Below are 14,170 nucleotides of genomic sequence, written 5' to 3'. Positions count from 1 at the left end.
GTTGGTGCGGGGCATCGCGGTATGGCGTGGCGCGTCAGGTGCGCCCGGAGGGCCGGGTCAGCGGGCGAGACGGGGGAAGAGCGCCTCGGCGTTGCCGCGATCGACGGCCTCGGCCTGGCCCGGCGTGAAGTGCGGGTAGGTCTCCAGGAAGTGGTTGTAGTAGGAGCCGGCCTCCTGCGGGGCGAAGGGCCAGTCGCTGCCGTAGAGGACGTGGCCGGGCTCGGCGAAGGCAAGCAGGGCCGGCAGGGCGGAGGGGCTGGCGGACAGGGCGGTGTCGAAGTAGAACCGCTTCAGGTCGCGCACGATGTCGTCCGCGTTGCGCTCCGGGTCGACGACGGTGGAGGTCAGGCCGGAGAAGCGGTAGGCGGCGTAGGGCAGGAAGCCGCCGCCGTGGGACAGGATGACGCGGACGTTGCGGTAGCGGTCCATGACGCCGTTGAGCACCATGTTCAGGGCGGTGCGGGTGGTGTCGAAGACATAGTCCGCGAGCGGCGCCGGGGTGCCCGGCAGCAGCGGCATCGGCGGCTGCGCGGGGTGGACGAAGACGTTCGCGGCGCGGCGGTCCAGTTCGGCCCACAGCGGCTCGAAGTCCGGGTCGCCGAGGTACTTGCCGTGGGCGTTGGACATGAGGACCACACCGTCGGCCCCGAGGACGTCGAGCGCGTACACGGCCTCCGCCACAGCGGCGTCCACGTCGGGCAGAGGGATGCTGGCGAAGTGGCCGAAGCGGTCGGGGTTGTCCTTGACGACCTCGGCACCGTACTCGTTGACGGCGCGGGCCAGGCCCCGGGCGTCGGCGTCGTCACCGAGGTGGACGCCGGGCGAGGTGACGGACATGACGCCGGTGGCGATGCCCTGCTCGTCCATCATCGCGATGGCGCTCTTCGGGCTCCAGGCCGGGATGGCCCAGCCGCCGGAGTTCAGGCCGCGCGCGGCCAGGGTCCCGGCCCAGACCGGCGGGACGATGTGGTTGTGAACGTCGATGCGTGCGGGGAAGTCCATGACTCAAAGCCTCCTAAAGCTTAGCTTGCTAACGACTTCATTTAGTAAGCTAACAGTCATGCGAGAGAAGAGCAAGCACGAAGAAGAGGAAGACGCCCAGCGGCCGACCGGGGGCGAGGAGGGCGTGAGGGAGCTGGCGCAGGCCGCTGACCGGCTGTTCTATGCCATGCGCCGCTCCCGGGCGGCCACCATGGGCCGCTCCGGGACCGGGCTGTCCATGGCGCAGCTCACCCTGCTGGAGCCCCTGGCCGCAGACGCGGGAGGCGAGGGGCTGCCGGTCGGCAGGCTCGCCGTCACCGCCGAGGTCAGCGTCCCCACCGCCACCCGGATGCTCAAGCAGCTCGAAGCGGCGGGCGTGGTCACCCGGCAGCGCTCCCCGCACGACGAACGCCAGGTCCTCGTCCGCCTCACCGCCGACGGAGCCGACCGGCTCGCGGCGATGCGGACGGAACTGCGCTCACGCCAGACCGAAGCGCTGTCGCACTTCACACCCCGGGAACGCCGCGAACTCGCCGCTCAGCTCCAGCGCCTCGCCGCGGTCATCGGTGACACCGTCCCTCAGCTCGGCGAGGGAGAGACCACGCAGCAGTGACGCGTGGGTCTGGCCCCGGTCTGCAGGATTCGGACCTGTCAGATCCCCCTTTTTCAGGGCCCGCATGTTCACCGAGTCGATCGCGCAGCGGGACCAGTCCAACTCGCCGCGGGCACCGAGCTCATCGAGGACCAGGCGGTGGAGTTTCGCCCACACTCTGGCCTTCGACCACTCCGTGAACCGCCGGTGGGCGGTGGCACCCGAAGGCCCGAACGAGGCAGAGGGCAGTTGCTGCCACGTGCAGCCCGACGTCGCCACGAACACGATCGCAGCCAGCACCTCCCGGTCGCCATGCCGACGCCGGCCGCCACCTTGCGGGCGAGTCGGCGCCTCTGGCACCACCCGCTGGAACAATTCCCACAGCTCATCCGGCACTAGCCGCTCAACGATCCCCACACCCGCAGACTATCGAACGAGCCAAATGAGATGACTTCTAAGACCGGGTCCTATGTGGTGAGGCGGATGAGTCGTTTGTAGCAGCAGAGGGCGGCAGCAAGGCCGAGGAAGGCCAGGTAGTTGCGGGGGTGGCGTTCGTAACGGTGGTTGAGTCTGCGGTAGCCGGTGAGCCAGGACATGGTCCGCTCGATGACCCATCGTCGGCGCCCCAGCCGTTCACTGGACTCGATCCCTTTGCGGGCGATACGGACACCGATGTGCTTTCCCCAGAGCCATTTCCGCAGGTGGGGGATATCGTAGGCCTTGTCGGCATGGAGACGCACAGGTTTGAAGTACCGGCCGCGGTGGGGGTCGTGTCTCGTTTGGTGACCCTGGACCATGGGCTTCAGGGCGAGGCTGTCGTGGGTGTTGGCCGCGGAGACGCCGACGACGGTGGGCAGTCCGTTCGCGTCCGACAGAACGTGCATCCTGGAACCCGGCTTACCCCGGTCCACGGGACTCGGACCTGTGAGTTCGCCCCTTTTTTCGCCCTCACGTGGGCGGAGTCGAGGACGACTCGGGAGAGGTCGAGCAGGCCGGCGTCGTCCAGGCGGTGCAGGATCTCCTCGTGCAACCGGCCCCACACACCCGCCCGCGACCAGATCACAAACCGACGGCGCGGTCGACTTCGATATCCCGAAGCACGGCGGCAGAGCCCGCCAGGCACATCCACTGACCAGCACATAGATGATCGCCGCGAACAGCGTCTCATCAGGCGTGTCCTGCGTCCCACCACCCTGCCGCCGCACCTTCGACGGCGGGATCAACGGCTCCGCGATCTCCCACAGCCCGTCCGGAACAATCCAACTCCACGTACCCCGCCCCATAACCAAGCCCAACGACTCAGCTCCACATAGGACACGGTCTAAGCACGTGCACCGGGCGCCCAACGCCGGCGCCAAACTGCGCGCCGCCCTGCGGAACATCTACGAGCAGTCCGCCTGACCCGGTGTGCAACGTCTGTGCAAGATGATCTTCGTGAAGACCAGAATGCGCAGGTCAGGACGCTGGATGTGCATTACTACGACGTGTGATCGTCGCCGCGTGACACCAGGCACCGCCCCCGCTCTCCCTCGTGGAGGCGGGGGCGGTGTTGTTTCACCAGGTCAGCGTCGCCGCCACCGGCAGGTGGTCGCTTCCCGTGGCGGGGAGGGTCCAGGAACGGCCGGCCTTCATCCCCCGGTAGAGGATCTGGTCGATGCGGGCCACGGGGAAGGTGGCCGGCCAGGTGAAGCCGAAGCCGGTGCCGGAGGTTCGCTGGGCCGAGTCGAGGTGGGCGCGGAGGCCGTCGAAGGCGCGGTCGTCCCAGGTGCCGTTCAGGTCGGCCAGGAGGAGGACCCGGGGGCCGGGGTCGGCGGTGACGGCCTTCGTCAGGGCGGCGGCGCCGATGTCGCGGCTGGCGGTCCAGAAGCCGGTGCGGGGCATGAGGCGCACGGAGCCGAGGTGGGCCACGTAGACCGCCAGGGGGCCGTCGGGGGTGGTGACCGTGGTGTGGAGGGCTCGGTTCTCGGGGAGCTTCGCGGCGGCTGATCTGGTGGCGGCCAGGGGGCCGTAGTTCATGACGTCGATCGTGCGGGTTCCCGAGAGGGGGAACTCGCTCCACAGGCCGACGGTGCCGAGGACCGCGTGGTGGGGGTACCTCGGCGCCAGCGTCTTCTCGTACAACGGGGTTGCCTGCGGGGTCAGTTCCTCCAGGGCCAGGATGTCGGCGCCGGCGGCGGCCAGGGTGCGGGCGGTCGGAACGGGGTCGGCGGCGCCGACGTTGTGGGTGGCCACCGTGAGGTCGCCGCCCGGGTGGGACTTGTCGGGGAGGAGGCCGCCGAAGAGAGTCGTCCAGGCCACGGCCGGGAGCAGTAGCGCGGTCACCGCCGCGAGGGAGCGGCGCCACAGCGCGGCGGCCAGCAGGGCGGGGATGAGTACGCCGAACCACGGCAGGACGTTCTCCACCAGGCTCCCCAGGCCCGCGAAGTCGGGGATCGCCGCGTGCGACAGCAGGAGCAGGCCGAGCAGCAACGCCAGTGCCGTGAGCACCGGGCCCCGCCTCCAGGGCTCCGGGCGGGAACAGGCGCGGAGCGCGTTTCGCATCATGCGCCCAGCCAAGACGGCACGGTGTTGCGGGGGCGTATGCGGTTTCCGATACGCGGACGATACGCACCACCTCGTAGCCTCGACGGCATGCGTGTGCTGATCGTCGAGGACGAGCCCTATCTGGCGGAGGCCGTCCGGGACGGGCTGCGTCTGGAAGCGATCGCGGCGGACATCGCGGGCGACGGGGACACCGCGCTGGAGCTGCTGGGGATCAACGCGTACGACATCGCCGTGCTCGACCGGGACATCCCCGGCCCCTCCGGCGACGAGGTCGCCCGGCGGATCGTCGCCTCCGGCAGCGGGACGCCGATCCTCATGCTCACCGCGGCCGACAGGCTGGACGACAAGGCGTCCGGGTTCGGACTCGGCGCCGACGACTACCTCACCAAACCCTTCGACCTGCGCGAACTCGTGCTCAGGCTGCGGGCGCTGGACCGCAGGCGGGCCCATCACCGCCCGCCGGTACGGGAGATCGCGGGGCTGCGGCTCGATCCGTTCCGCAGGGAGGTCCAGCGGGACGGGCGCCATGTCGCGCTGACCAGGAAGCAGTTCGCGGTGCTGGAGGTGCTGGTCGCCGCCGAGGGCGGGGTGGTCGGCGCCGAGGAACTCCTGGAGCGGGCGTGGGACGCGAACGCCGACCCGTTCACCAACGCCGTACGCATCACCGTCTCCGCCCTGCGCAAGCGGCTCGGCGAGCCCTGGCTGATCGCGACCGTGCCCGGGGTCGGGTACCGCATCGACACCGGGAGCGGGCGTGGATAGGGCGCCGGGGCCGAGCGTCCGCCTCCGGCTCACCCTCAGCTACGCCGGGTTCCTCATGCTCGCGGGTGGCCTGCTGCTCGCCGCGGTGTGGCTGTTCCTGCTGCGGTACGTGCCCGAGCGGGCGCTGATCGTGCCCTCGGGCACGCCGGTCCGGTACGACGTCTTCCCGGTCCGCTCCAACCTGCTGCGGGTCTTCGCGCCGCGCGCGGCCGGGGTCCTGGCGTTCCTGCTGGTCTTCGGCCTGGTCGGCGGGTGGTTCCTCGCGGGCCGCATGCTCGCGCCGCTGACCCGCGTGACGGAGGCGACCCGGAAGGCGGCGAACGGCTCCCTCTCGCACCGCGTCCGGCTGCCGGGCCGGCGGGACGAGTTCCGCGAGCTGGCCGACGCCTTCGACACGATGCTGGCCAGGCTCGACGCGCACGTGGCCGAGCAGCGGCGCTTCGCGGCCAACGCCTCGCACGAGCTGCGCACCCCGCTGGCGATCTCCAAGGCCCTGCTGGACGTGGCCCGCACCGACCCGGAGCGGGACACCGCCGAGCTCCTCGACCGCCTCCACGCGGTCAACGCCCGCGCGATCGGCCTCACCGAGGCGCTGCTCCTGGTCAGCCGGGCCGAGCAGCGGTCCTTCGCGCGGGCGGACGTCGATCTGTCCCTGTTGGCGGAGGAGGCCGCGGAGACCCTGCTGCCGCTCGCGGAGAAGCACGGCATCGGCATCCAGACCTCGGGGGAGTTCGCGCCCACGACGGGCTCGGAGCCGCTGCTGCTCCAGCTCACCGTGAACCTCGTACACAATGCGATCGTGCACAACCGGCCTCACAGGGGCCGGGTGTGGGTCGGTACGGCCGTCCGCCCCGGCGCCGTGACGCTCACCGTGGAGAACACCGGCGAGCACCTCTCCCCCGAGCTGGCCGCGACGCTCACCGAGCCGTTCCGACGCGGCGGCGAGCGGGTGCACACCGACCACGCGGGGGCCGGGCTCGGTCTGGCGATCGTGAAGACCATCGCCCGCGCGCACGACGGCACCCTGACGCTCACCCCGCGCCCCTCGGGCGGGCTCCGGATCACGGTGGAGCTGCCGGCGAGCGGCGCCGTGTGACGAGGAGGGCCGCCACCCCGGTCGGGGTGGCGGCCCTCTGTTGTCACCTAGTGGTGATCACCCAGGGACCACGATCACCACGACACCGCCGTTGTTGTAGCCGTACCCGGGGCCGAAGCCGTTGTTGAAGCCGTAGCCGGGACCGTAGCCGTAGCCGCAGTTGCCCCACCAGCCGCAGCCGCGGTTGGTCGGCACCTGGGCGGTGGTGGCCGAGGCCGTGCCGGTGGTGGCGAGGGCTCCGCCTGCTGCCAGGAGGAGTCCGGCGGCGGATGCCGCGACGAGACGCTTGGCGCGCTGTGCATTCATGGACGTACCTTCCTTCCACCCCGCGTGCGGTACGTGACTGCACGGTTCGGATGGCCGCGCACTCGGAGTGGGAGTCCGCGCGGTCGGTGGGCTGGCCGCGTTCGGTCGGCCGGGACGACGCTGCAGCGCGTCCCGCTCTGCGGCACTCTCCCGATGCTAGGTGAGCACCTCCCGGTCGGCATCCGGAGCCGGACCGGGCCGCCCCGTGCAACCTTTTCGGCCGCCCGCGCTTCCTACTCTCGGGGGATCATGGACCCCGTCTCCGGGAAGGGTTGCGTGGCATGACCGAGCAGGACGACTGGCAGCGGGAGTTCGACATCAGGTGGGCCGACTCCGCCGCCCACAAGGAGCCCTCCGCCCGGGCTCGCATGCTCGCGGCGCGCTGGAAGGAGAATCCCCCGGCCCCGTTGCCCTTCCGCGCCGACCCGACCCCGGTCCGCGGCTCCCGCCGCAGCTCGTGGGTGTCGACCGTGGTGGTGCTGGGGTGCGTGGCCGCGGTGATCGTGCTGCTGGGGTGGGCGCAGATGAGGTCGCCCTATTAACGGCAGGAGCCCGGCTCAGTGGCTGGAGCTGGACCGGCGGGCGCGGGCCGACTGGGGGCCCGAGCAGCAGGGTGAGCGCCGTACGCCGCTCAGTGCCCTCTGCCACCGCGACGGCCGGGTCCGGCACCGGGCGCTGGCCGAGGCCGCCGGGCACCCGGAGCTGTTCCCGCTGGTCGTCGTGCGGTGCGCCGACTGGGCCGAGCCGGTACGACGTCGCGCCCGCGACCTGCTCGCCGAGATCCTCGACGCCGGGACCGCGGTGACCCTCGCCCCGATGATCCTGCGCGTCGCCGGCCGGTACCGGGGCGAGCACGCCCTCGGCCTGCTCGACGGCGTACTCCGCCAGGCACCCCGCGAGCGGCTGGCTCCGCTGCTGGTCTCCGGCGACCGCGCGGTGCGCAGGTTCGCGTACCGCCTGGCCGTGGAGGAGGGCAGCCTCTCCCCCGTGGAGCTGGCCCGCGCCGCCACCGAGGACGACGACGCGGTGGTCCAGGGCCGGTGCGCCGAGGCCGCGCTGGCCGGCGGTGTTCACGCGGAGGTGGCGGAGATCCTGCTCGGCGGGCGGAATCCGCAGGCCAGGTCGGCCGGGGTGACCGCGCTGCGGCGGCTCGGGCGCCCGGAGCGGGCGGTGGAGTTCCTGGCCGACCGCTCGGCCCTGGTGCGGGCCTGCGCGCGGTACGTCGTACGGCAGCACGGCATCGACCCCCTGCCCTGGTACCGGACGCGCTGTGCGGACCCGGGCGTGGAGCCCGGCGCCGCGATCGGGCTCGGGGAGTGCGGTGAGCGGGCGGACGCGCCCCTGCTGTGGGGTCTGCTGGAGCATCCGGAGCCGGGCGTACGGGCACGGGCCGTGGCCGGGTTGCGCAGGCTCGACGTGACGGACGTACGACGGCTGCGGCCGCTGCTGGACGATCCGGCGCCCGGTGTGGTCGGCGAGGCCACGCTCGCCCTGCTGCCGTCGGCCCGCGCGCTGCCCGAGGAGTGGCTGCTGTCCCGGCTGGACGCCGGGCGGCCCCGCTGGGAGCGGGTGTCGGCGTGGCGGCTGCTCGACGCGCACGGTGATGTCGTACGGCTCCGGGCGGCCGTGCCGCTGCTCGGCGACCCGGACGTACGGCTGCGGACGTGGGCCGGGCATGCCGTCCGGCGGGTCGTACACCGGGACCCGCGTGCGTTGCGGAGCCCGGAGGTCGCGGCACTGCTCGACCGGGCCGGGGCGGTGGGCCGGTGAAGCGGGGGAAGCCTTTGCCGGCGGCGGCCACCGGCACGGGCCGCGCCGGGTGCACACTGGATGCGGGGGGACGGGCCGAGTGTGGGGTGATGCGGGATGCCGAGCCGTTTTCGCAGTGACCGTCGGCTGACCGTGCGGATGACGGTCACCATGTTTCTGCTCGGGCTGCTGTACGTGGCGTTCGTCGCCGCGCTGATCGTGCTGCTGAAGTCGTGGATCCTGGTCGCGGTGCTGGTGGCCGTGATGTTCGTGGCCCAGTTCTGGTTCTCCGACAAGATCGCCATGTTCGCGATGCGCGGGCACGTGGTGGAGCGGGAGCAGTATCCCGAGCTGCACGCGGTGGTGGACCGGCTGTGCGCGATCGCGGACATGCCGAAACCGGTGATCGCCGTGTCCGGGCTGGACATGCCGAACGCCTTCGCCACCGGCCGGAACCCCGATCACGCGGTGGTCTGTGTGACCACCGGCCTGCTGCGGCGGCTGGAGCCGGCCGAGCTGGAGGGCGTGCTGGCGCACGAACTGTCGCACGTGGCGCACAAGGACGTCGCCGTGATCACGATCGCGTCGTTCCTGGGCGTGATCGCCGGACTGATCGTCCGGTTCATGTTCTACTCGCAGCTCTTCGGCGGTGGCCGGCGCGACCAGAACACGGCCGCGATCTTCGCCGCGGTGATCGGGGTCTCGGCGGCCGTGTACGCGATCAGCTTCCTGCTGATCCGGGCCCTGTCCCGGTACCGGGAGCTGGCCGCCGACCGCGCGGCCGCGCAGCTGACCGGCCGCCCCTCGGCGCTGGCGTCGGCGCTGACGAAGGTGTCCGGCGAGATCGCCCGTATCCCGACCAAGGATCTGCGCACCGCGCAGGCGTTCAACGCGTTTTACTTCACCCCCGCGACCGGCAAGGAGCCGGGCATCGAGCGGATCTTCTCCACCCACCCGCCCCTGGCGCAGCGGCTCGCCCAGCTGAGCCGGATCTCCGCGGAGCTGGGCGAGGCCGCCACCCCCGAGAAGACGGGCTGATCATTGGGTCTGCTGGACATCCTGCTGGGGCGTACGAAGCCGGTGGCGCCCGATCTCGACCGGCTCTTCGCGCTGCCCTCGGCGGCGATCACCCTCCAGGCGGCTGCCGGGTTCACCCCGACCGGCGCGGGCGCGGTGTGCTTCGCCACCGTGGAGGGCGCCGCGTTCGAGCAGACGCACCGGGAGGTACGGGAGCTGCTGGACGCCGACGCCCGGCGCGAGGGTCCGCCGGTGGAGCTGACGCGGGACGACTACGGGTACTCCTGGCTCAGCTCCCACCGCTCCCCCGGCCAGCTCCCCGAGCTGGTGAACGACCTCCACGCGGTGAACAGCTCGCTGGAGGCCAACGGTTTCGGCCCCCAACTGCTCTGCTCCCTCGCCGCGTTCGAGCGGGCGGACCAGGACGACGACCGCCGGCTGGCCCTCGTGTACCTCTACAAGCGGGGCACCTTCTACCCGCTGTGCACCCGCCCCGGCCACCAGCGCCGCGACAACGCCCTGGAGCTTCAGGTGGCGTCGGCGCTGGAGGGGGACCTGCGGATCGAGAAGGACACCTCCCGGTGGTTCCCGCTGTGGGACGCGCCGGGGATGACGGGCTAGCGGCTCTTCTCCCGCTGCTGCCGCCGCGCCTCATGGGGGCGCTCCCGGCGGTAGCGCCGCTCCCACCTGGCCTGCCGGTCACGGCGGTCGCGGTAGGCGCGGTACGTCTCCGGGGGCGGGCCCCCTCCGGGCGGCGGGGGTGGCGGTGGCGAGCCGCGACCGCTCCTGAGGTACAGGCAGAGCAGGGCGACGGCGGCGAGCCAGTAGAGGTGGTCACCGATGCCGAGGACGGCCAGAGTGAGAGTGGCGGCGACGATGAGAACGCTCATGACGGAACCTCCTGGCGATTCAACGTACCGGCGCGGCTACTGTGAGTGCATCTCCTTTTCCGGATTCGGTGACTATGAGTGAACACCAGGGCACGACTCAAGTGCCGTCTTCCGTCCATGAGTTCACCGTCGACTGCGACGGCGAGCGCCTGAGCGCGGTCCGCGCGGGCACTCCCGGCACCGGCCCCGCGGCGGTGCTGCTCCACGGCGCGGGCACCGGCACCAAGGAACGCCTGCTGCCCCTGCTGTCGGCCTTCGCCGAGCGGGGCCGCCACGCCCTGGCCTTCGACTTCTCCGGCCACGGCCGCAGCACGGGCCACCTGTCCGAACTCAGCCTGCGCCGGCGCTTCGAGCAGGCGGTCGCGGTGATCGACGCCCACGTGGGGGCCGGCCCCCTCGTCCTGGTCGGCTTCAGCATGAGCGGCCAGACGGTGGCGGACCTGGTACGGCACTACGGACACCGGGTGGCCTCGGTGGGCCTGTGCGCACCGGGGGTGTTCGCCGCGGCGGCATGGGACGAGCCGTTCGGCGACGGCACGGGCCCCTTCACCAAGATCCTCCGCACACCGGACAGTTGGCGTAACTCCCCCGCCCTGCCGGCCCTCCGCGCCTTCGAGGGGAGAGCGGTCCTGGTGACACCGGGCACGGACACGGTCATCCCGCCGGAGGTGACGAGGGCGGTCGAGGAGGCACTGCGCGCACGGGCCCGGTACTTCCGATTCGCACTTCCTTACGCGGACCACAAGCTGGGCCTGTGGTTCCGCGATCACCCGGAGGACGGGCGCCGGTTGGTGACGGAGCTGCTGCCGGGTTGAGTGCCGGGCGCCCCTCGGGGGCGCCCGGCCGGCGGGTTCAGTGGAGCAGTGCGCGGACCATGCGGCAGGTCGTGGCGGACGGGGGGTGGACGCCGAGCCTGTCGGCCGTGTCACGGATCGCCTCGTCGCGGGCCTGGGCCGGGAGGTAGACGCCCGAGTCGAGCAGGGCTATGGCGAGGCGCATGGCCTTCAGGCGCCGGTTGTGCGTCACGTACCACTCACGCGGCCGGCCGGCGGGCAGCGGACGCTTCGTGGCGGGCGTGTACGGCGAGTCGAGCGGCACGGGCCGCCTGGCGGTGGACTGGGTCGGCGACGGCTTGTTCCTCAGAGCGGCAACGGACACGGACACCCTCCTGTGGCGAGCGGAGCACCCACCGGAACCCCCCGGCGAATCCTCTCGAACACTGCCCCCAGTCTACCGGCGGCCACTGACAACGGGGAGGGCGCGAAGGGGCATTGAATGTCCTGGTGGGACGGGGAATTGACGTGCTGTCACACAAGTGGCGCGAGGGGTCCGGAAATTCGAACGGACCGGGCGGCGCGTACCGTACCCGCATGGAGATCTGGATCAACCCCGCCTGTTCCAAGTGCCGTGGCGCGCTCGATGTGCTGGACGCCGAGGGGGCCGCGTACACCGTGCGGCGGTACCTGGAGGACGTGCCGAGTACGGAGGAGATCCGGGAGCTGCTCGGACGGCTCGGGCTGGAGCCGTGGGACATCGCCCGGACCGGGGAGGATGTCGCCGGGGAACTGGGGATGCGCGAGTGGGCGCGGGACACGGAGGCGCGGGAACGCTGGATCTCCGCGCTCGCCGAGCACCCCGTACTGATCCAGCGGCCGGTCATCACCGCCGAGGACGGGACGGCGCTGGTGGCCCGGTCGGAGGAGGCGGTGCGGGACGCGCTGCGTCGGAGCGGACCAACTTCCGTATGACGTAGGTCACTTGCCCAACGCGTGTCACCGTTGAGACACGGCGGCCGGGCCTCCCGTACATAGCGGCGTACGCTCCCCTACCCCCCTGGAGGCGCCGATGTCGCGCAGGAGAAGTCTCGGCACCAAGAAGAAGATCGCGCTCCTCGTCAGCGCCGCCGCGGTGGCGGGCGGTGGGGCCTTCGCCCTGGCGGCCACCTCGAACGCGGCACAGAGCCCGCAGGACGCCAAGACCCTCTCGTCCGCAGCGGACTCGACCGTGTGCCAGGGGTTCGCCACCGCCCTCGGCAACAACCAGAAGTTCATCGAGGGCCAGAAGGCGAACCCGGACGCGCAGTCCTCGGCCCGGATCGCCAACCGTGAGGCGGTCATCGAGCAGATCAAGGTCCAGCAGAAGGCCGCCGGCTGCACCGTTGGGGAGTCGGCTCAGGACTCCCAGGCGGGCAACCAGCAGGGCGCGGGCCAGCAGGGCACCGGGCAGCAGGGCGCCGGGCAGCAGGCCGGCGGGCAGAGTGCTCCGCCCGCCCAGAGTGCTCCGCCCGCCCAGAGCGCTCCGCCCGCACAGGGCAACGGCGGTGGCGCCGCCGCCTCCGGCCAGCAGGTCTGCAACGGCTCCACCGTCACCCTCTCCGGCGAGGGCGGCGCCCCGGCCGCCTCCAGCAACCAGTTCCCGATCGGGACCACGCTGAAGGTCACCAACCTGGACAACAACAAGTCCACGACCGTCAAGGTCGCCTCGGTGTCCGGCAGTTGCGCCCTCCTCAACAACGCGGCCTTCGAGCAGGTCCGGGAGCCGGGCAAGTTCCTGATCCGCCGTGCCGTGATCGAGAAGGTGGGGTGAGGCGCCACGAGGTGAACGGAAACCGGTGAGAGGACGGCCCGGACCGACCTGACGTCGGCTCCGGGCCGCTCCCCGGTCTCCCGCACCCCGCACCCCGCACCGACGGGCGGGGTCCGTGACTCGCCGCCTTGCGCACCCACCCGCGCAGGAGGAACAGGCGGCGCCCCCGGACCCCGCCTCCGTCGTGTCCGGCCACGGTGAGCCGCGACACAGAACCTCCAGGTAACACGGGGTTCACATACGGGCAATGATCGGGAAATCGGCTGTTGACACGCTGCCGGACATATCGACGCGGTGTCCGTGCCGCGGCGTCGCGGCACCTCGTCTGCGCCCGAACCACCCCGAAGGATGTGTCCCCGTGACCTTCAAGGCCGAGTACATCTGGATCGACGGCACCCAGCCGACGGCCAAGCTCCGTTCCAAGACGAAGATCATCACGGGCACCCCGGCCGGTCTCGACGCGCTGCCGATCTGGGGCTTCGACGGCTCCTCCACCAACCAGGCCGAGGGCCACGCCTCCGACCGCGTGCTCCGGCCGGTCTTCACCTGCCCGGACCCGATCCGCGGCGGCGACGACATCCTGGTGCTGTGCGAGGTCCTCGACATCGACATGACGCCGCACGTGTCCAACACCCGTGCCGCGCTCGCCGAGACCGAGGAGCGCTTCGGCGCCCAGGAGCCGATCTTCGGCATCGAGCAGGAGTACACCTTCTTCGACGGCACCCGCCCGCTCGGCTTCCCGGAGAACGGCTTCCCGGCCCCCCAGGGCGGCTACTACTGCGGTGTCGGCGCCGACGAGATCTTCGGCCGTGACGTCGTCGAGGCCCACCTGGACAACTGCCTCAAGGCCGGTCTCGGCATCTCCGGCATCAACGCCGAGGTCATGCCCGGCCAGTGGGAGTTCCAGGTCGGCCCGCTCGCCCCGCTGGAGGTCTCCGACCAGCTCTGGGTGGCCCGCTGGCTGCTGTACCGCACCGCCGAGGACTTCGGCGTCTCCGCCACTCTCGACCCCAAGCCGGTCAAGGGCGACTGGAACGGCGCGGGCGCGCACACCAACTTCTCCACCAAGGCCATGCGCGAGGGCTACGACGCGATCATCACCGCCTGCGAGTCGCTCGGCGAGGGCTCCAAGCCGCTGGATCACGTCAAGAACTACGGCGCCGGCATCGACGACCGCCTCACCGGCCTGCACGAGACCGCCCCGTGGAACGAGTACAGCTACGGCGTCTCCGACCGCGGCGCCTCGGTCCGCATCCCGTGGCAGGTCGAGAAGGACGGCAAGGGCTACATCGAGGACCGCCGCCCCAACGCCAACGTCGACCCCTACGTGGTGACGCGCCTGCTGGTGGACACCTGCTGCGCCGCGCTGGAGAAGGCCGGCCAGGTCTGATCCCACATACCGGGATGGGGCGCCCGCCGGGCCGGTGGGCGCCCCTTCGGCATACCCCCGGCCAGCAGCGGGTTTCGGCCAAGAAGGTGTCAAGGCGGCGTCCAAGGAGTGAGAGAAGGCTCCTGCGCGGCGCCCGCGTCTGCTTCAATGGGCCCATGGTCGGCATCCAGAACTTCGTAGCTACGGGTCGTGAGGACCTGGAGCCGTTCTGGCCTTCCCGTCAGCACGACGACTTCGACCGAGTGTGTTGCCGCGCG

Annotated in this window: 16 protein-coding genes and 2 pseudogenes; 11 read left to right on the top strand and 7 right to left on the bottom strand. The window is 71.6% G+C overall.

The annotated features are described in order from the left end of the window. Nucleotides 1-57: 57 nt before the first annotated feature. Nucleotides 58-1,002, bottom strand: a complete 945-nt coding sequence (locus EV284_RS15040; protein WP_130334170.1) for an amidohydrolase family protein — start codon at nt 1,000-1,002, stop codon at nt 58-60. Nucleotides 1,003-1,060: 58 nt separating this feature from the next. Here EV284_RS15040 and EV284_RS15035 point away from each other — a divergent pair, with 58 nt between their 5' ends. Beyond that, entirely contained in the window at nt 1,061-1,594 is a 534-nt protein-coding gene (locus EV284_RS15035; protein WP_130334168.1) for a MarR family transcriptional regulator, read from the top strand. Nucleotides 1,595-1,603: 9 nt separating this feature from the next. Here the strand turns inward: EV284_RS15035 and EV284_RS15030 are convergent. The 3 genes and pseudogenes from EV284_RS15030 to EV284_RS15020 form a co-directional block, all read right to left on the bottom strand. Further along, nucleotides 1,604-1,990, bottom strand: a pseudogene (locus EV284_RS15030) (transposase); the annotation flags it as partial. Between the two features lie 50 nt (nt 1,991-2,040). Continuing rightward, nucleotides 2,041-2,856 (bottom strand): annotated as a pseudogene (locus EV284_RS15025) (IS5 family transposase). A 271-nt stretch (nt 2,857-3,127) separates the two neighbouring features. Further along, nucleotides 3,128-4,117 (bottom strand): endonuclease/exonuclease/phosphatase family protein, encoded by a 990-nt coding sequence (locus EV284_RS15020; protein WP_130334166.1) that lies wholly within the window; start codon nt 4,115-4,117, stop codon nt 3,128-3,130. Nucleotides 4,118-4,204: 87 nt separating this feature from the next. On the opposite strand from EV284_RS15020, the gene EV284_RS15015 reads away from it, so the two are divergent. After that, nucleotides 4,205-4,879 carry a response regulator transcription factor gene (locus tag EV284_RS15015; protein ID WP_130334164.1) on the top strand — a complete coding sequence of 225 codons (675 nt, stop codon included), beginning with the start codon at nt 4,205-4,207 and terminating at the stop codon, nt 4,877-4,879. Next, nucleotides 4,872-5,975 carry a HAMP domain-containing sensor histidine kinase gene (locus EV284_RS15010; protein WP_130334162.1) on the top strand — a complete coding sequence of 368 codons (1,104 nt, stop codon included), beginning with the start codon at nt 4,872-4,874 and terminating at the stop codon, nt 5,973-5,975. The genes EV284_RS15015 and EV284_RS15010 overlap by 8 nt, the downstream gene beginning before the upstream one ends. Before the next feature lie 57 nt (nt 5,976-6,032). Here the strand turns inward: EV284_RS15010 and EV284_RS15005 are convergent, their stop codons facing one another. After that, the gene (locus EV284_RS15005; RefSeq protein ID WP_130334160.1) at nt 6,033-6,281 is read right to left on the bottom strand and encodes a hypothetical protein; all 249 of its coding nucleotides are present in this window, start codon (nt 6,279-6,281) and stop codon (nt 6,033-6,035) included. Between the two features lie 281 nt (nt 6,282-6,562). Between EV284_RS15005 and EV284_RS15000 the strand changes: the two genes are divergently transcribed. From EV284_RS15000 to EV284_RS14985, 4 genes are all read left to right on the top strand, one after another. Then, nucleotides 6,563-6,823 (top strand): hypothetical protein, encoded by a 261-nt coding sequence (locus EV284_RS15000; protein WP_130334158.1) that lies wholly within the window; start codon nt 6,563-6,565, stop codon nt 6,821-6,823. A gap of 28 nt (nt 6,824-6,851) precedes the next feature. After that, nucleotides 6,852-8,051: a hypothetical protein gene (locus tag EV284_RS14995; RefSeq protein ID WP_242625704.1), complete on the top strand. Its 1,200-nt coding sequence runs from the start codon at nt 6,852-6,854 to the stop codon at nt 8,049-8,051. 96 nt (nt 8,052-8,147) lie between these two features. After that, nucleotides 8,148-9,068 (top strand): zinc metalloprotease HtpX, encoded by a 921-nt coding sequence (gene htpX, locus EV284_RS14990; protein ID WP_130334154.1) that lies wholly within the window; start codon nt 8,148-8,150, stop codon nt 9,066-9,068. A gap of 3 nt (nt 9,069-9,071) precedes the next feature. Next, nucleotides 9,072-9,668 (top strand): hypothetical protein, encoded by a 597-nt coding sequence (locus EV284_RS14985; protein WP_130334152.1) that lies wholly within the window; start codon nt 9,072-9,074, stop codon nt 9,666-9,668. On the opposite strand, the gene EV284_RS14980 is transcribed toward EV284_RS14985, so the two are convergent. Then, nucleotides 9,665-9,937, bottom strand: a complete 273-nt coding sequence (locus EV284_RS14980; RefSeq protein WP_130334150.1) for a hypothetical protein — start codon at nt 9,935-9,937, stop codon at nt 9,665-9,667. The genes EV284_RS14985 and EV284_RS14980 overlap by 4 nt on opposite strands. Nucleotides 9,938-10,011: 74 nt before the next feature. On the opposite strand from EV284_RS14980, the gene EV284_RS14975 reads away from it, so the two are divergent. Continuing rightward, nucleotides 10,012-10,752, top strand: a complete 741-nt coding sequence (locus tag EV284_RS14975; RefSeq protein ID WP_130334148.1) for an alpha/beta hydrolase — start codon at nt 10,012-10,014, stop codon at nt 10,750-10,752. Between the two features lie 37 nt (nt 10,753-10,789). Here EV284_RS14975 and EV284_RS14970 read toward each other — a convergent pair whose 3' ends face one another. Then, nucleotides 10,790-11,095, bottom strand: a complete 306-nt coding sequence (locus EV284_RS14970) for a hypothetical protein (RefSeq protein WP_130334146.1) — start codon at nt 11,093-11,095, stop codon at nt 10,790-10,792. 212 nt (nt 11,096-11,307) lie between these two features. Here EV284_RS14970 and EV284_RS14965 point away from each other — a divergent pair, with 212 nt between their 5' ends. The 3 genes from EV284_RS14965 to glnII all read left to right on the top strand — a co-directional run bounded on the left by EV284_RS14965 (nt 11,308) and on the right by glnII (nt 13,913). Further along, the gene (locus EV284_RS14965) at nt 11,308-11,685 is read left to right on the top strand and encodes an ArsC/Spx/MgsR family protein (protein WP_130334144.1); all 378 of its coding nucleotides are present in this window, start codon (nt 11,308-11,310) and stop codon (nt 11,683-11,685) included. A gap of 97 nt (nt 11,686-11,782) precedes the next feature. Then, nucleotides 11,783-12,523: a hypothetical protein gene (locus EV284_RS14960; RefSeq protein ID WP_130334142.1), complete on the top strand. Its 741-nt coding sequence runs from the start codon at nt 11,783-11,785 to the stop codon at nt 12,521-12,523. 358 nt (nt 12,524-12,881) lie between these two features. Then, the gene (gene glnII / locus EV284_RS14955) at nt 12,882-13,913 is read left to right on the top strand and encodes a glutamine synthetase (protein ID WP_130334140.1); all 1,032 of its coding nucleotides are present in this window, start codon (nt 12,882-12,884) and stop codon (nt 13,911-13,913) included. Nucleotides 13,914-14,170: the final 257 nt, after the last annotated feature.

This window comes from Streptomyces sp. BK022 (assembly GCF_004217355.1).
GTDB classification, from domain to species: Bacteria; Actinomycetota; Actinomycetes; order Streptomycetales; family Streptomycetaceae; genus Streptomyces; species Streptomyces griseoluteus.
The sequence above is the reverse complement of the archived record's forward strand: the minus strand, read 5'-3'. Positions and strand labels throughout refer to the sequence as shown.

What these genes read in the sequence shown, in the direction of transcription:
- EV284_RS15040 (WP_130334170.1), bottom strand. Translation starts at nt 1,002, where the DNA reads ATGGACTTCCCCGCACGCATCGACGTTCACAACCACATCGTCCCGCCG.
- EV284_RS15035 (WP_130334168.1), top strand. Translation starts at nt 1,061, where the DNA reads ATGCGAGAGAAGAGCAAGCACGAAGAAGAGGAAGACGCCCAGCGGCCG.
- EV284_RS15020 (WP_130334166.1), bottom strand. Translation starts at nt 4,117, where the DNA reads ATGATGCGAAACGCGCTCCGCGCCTGTTCCCGCCCGGAGCCCTGGAGG.
- EV284_RS15015 (WP_130334164.1), top strand. Translation starts at nt 4,205, where the DNA reads ATGCGTGTGCTGATCGTCGAGGACGAGCCCTATCTGGCGGAGGCCGTC.
- EV284_RS15005 (WP_130334160.1), bottom strand. Translation starts at nt 6,281, where the DNA reads ATGAATGCACAGCGCGCCAAGCGTCTCGTCGCGGCATCCGCCGCCGGA.
- EV284_RS15000 (WP_130334158.1), top strand. Translation starts at nt 6,563, where the DNA reads ATGACCGAGCAGGACGACTGGCAGCGGGAGTTCGACATCAGGTGGGCC.
- htpX (WP_130334154.1), top strand. Translation starts at nt 8,148, where the DNA reads ATGCCGAGCCGTTTTCGCAGTGACCGTCGGCTGACCGTGCGGATGACG.
- EV284_RS14980 (WP_130334150.1), bottom strand. Translation starts at nt 9,937, where the DNA reads ATGAGCGTTCTCATCGTCGCCGCCACTCTCACTCTGGCCGTCCTCGGC.
- EV284_RS14975 (WP_130334148.1), top strand. Translation starts at nt 10,012, where the DNA reads ATGAGTGAACACCAGGGCACGACTCAAGTGCCGTCTTCCGTCCATGAG.
- EV284_RS14965 (WP_130334144.1), top strand. Translation starts at nt 11,308, where the DNA reads ATGGAGATCTGGATCAACCCCGCCTGTTCCAAGTGCCGTGGCGCGCTC.
- EV284_RS14960 (WP_130334142.1), top strand. Translation starts at nt 11,783, where the DNA reads ATGTCGCGCAGGAGAAGTCTCGGCACCAAGAAGAAGATCGCGCTCCTC.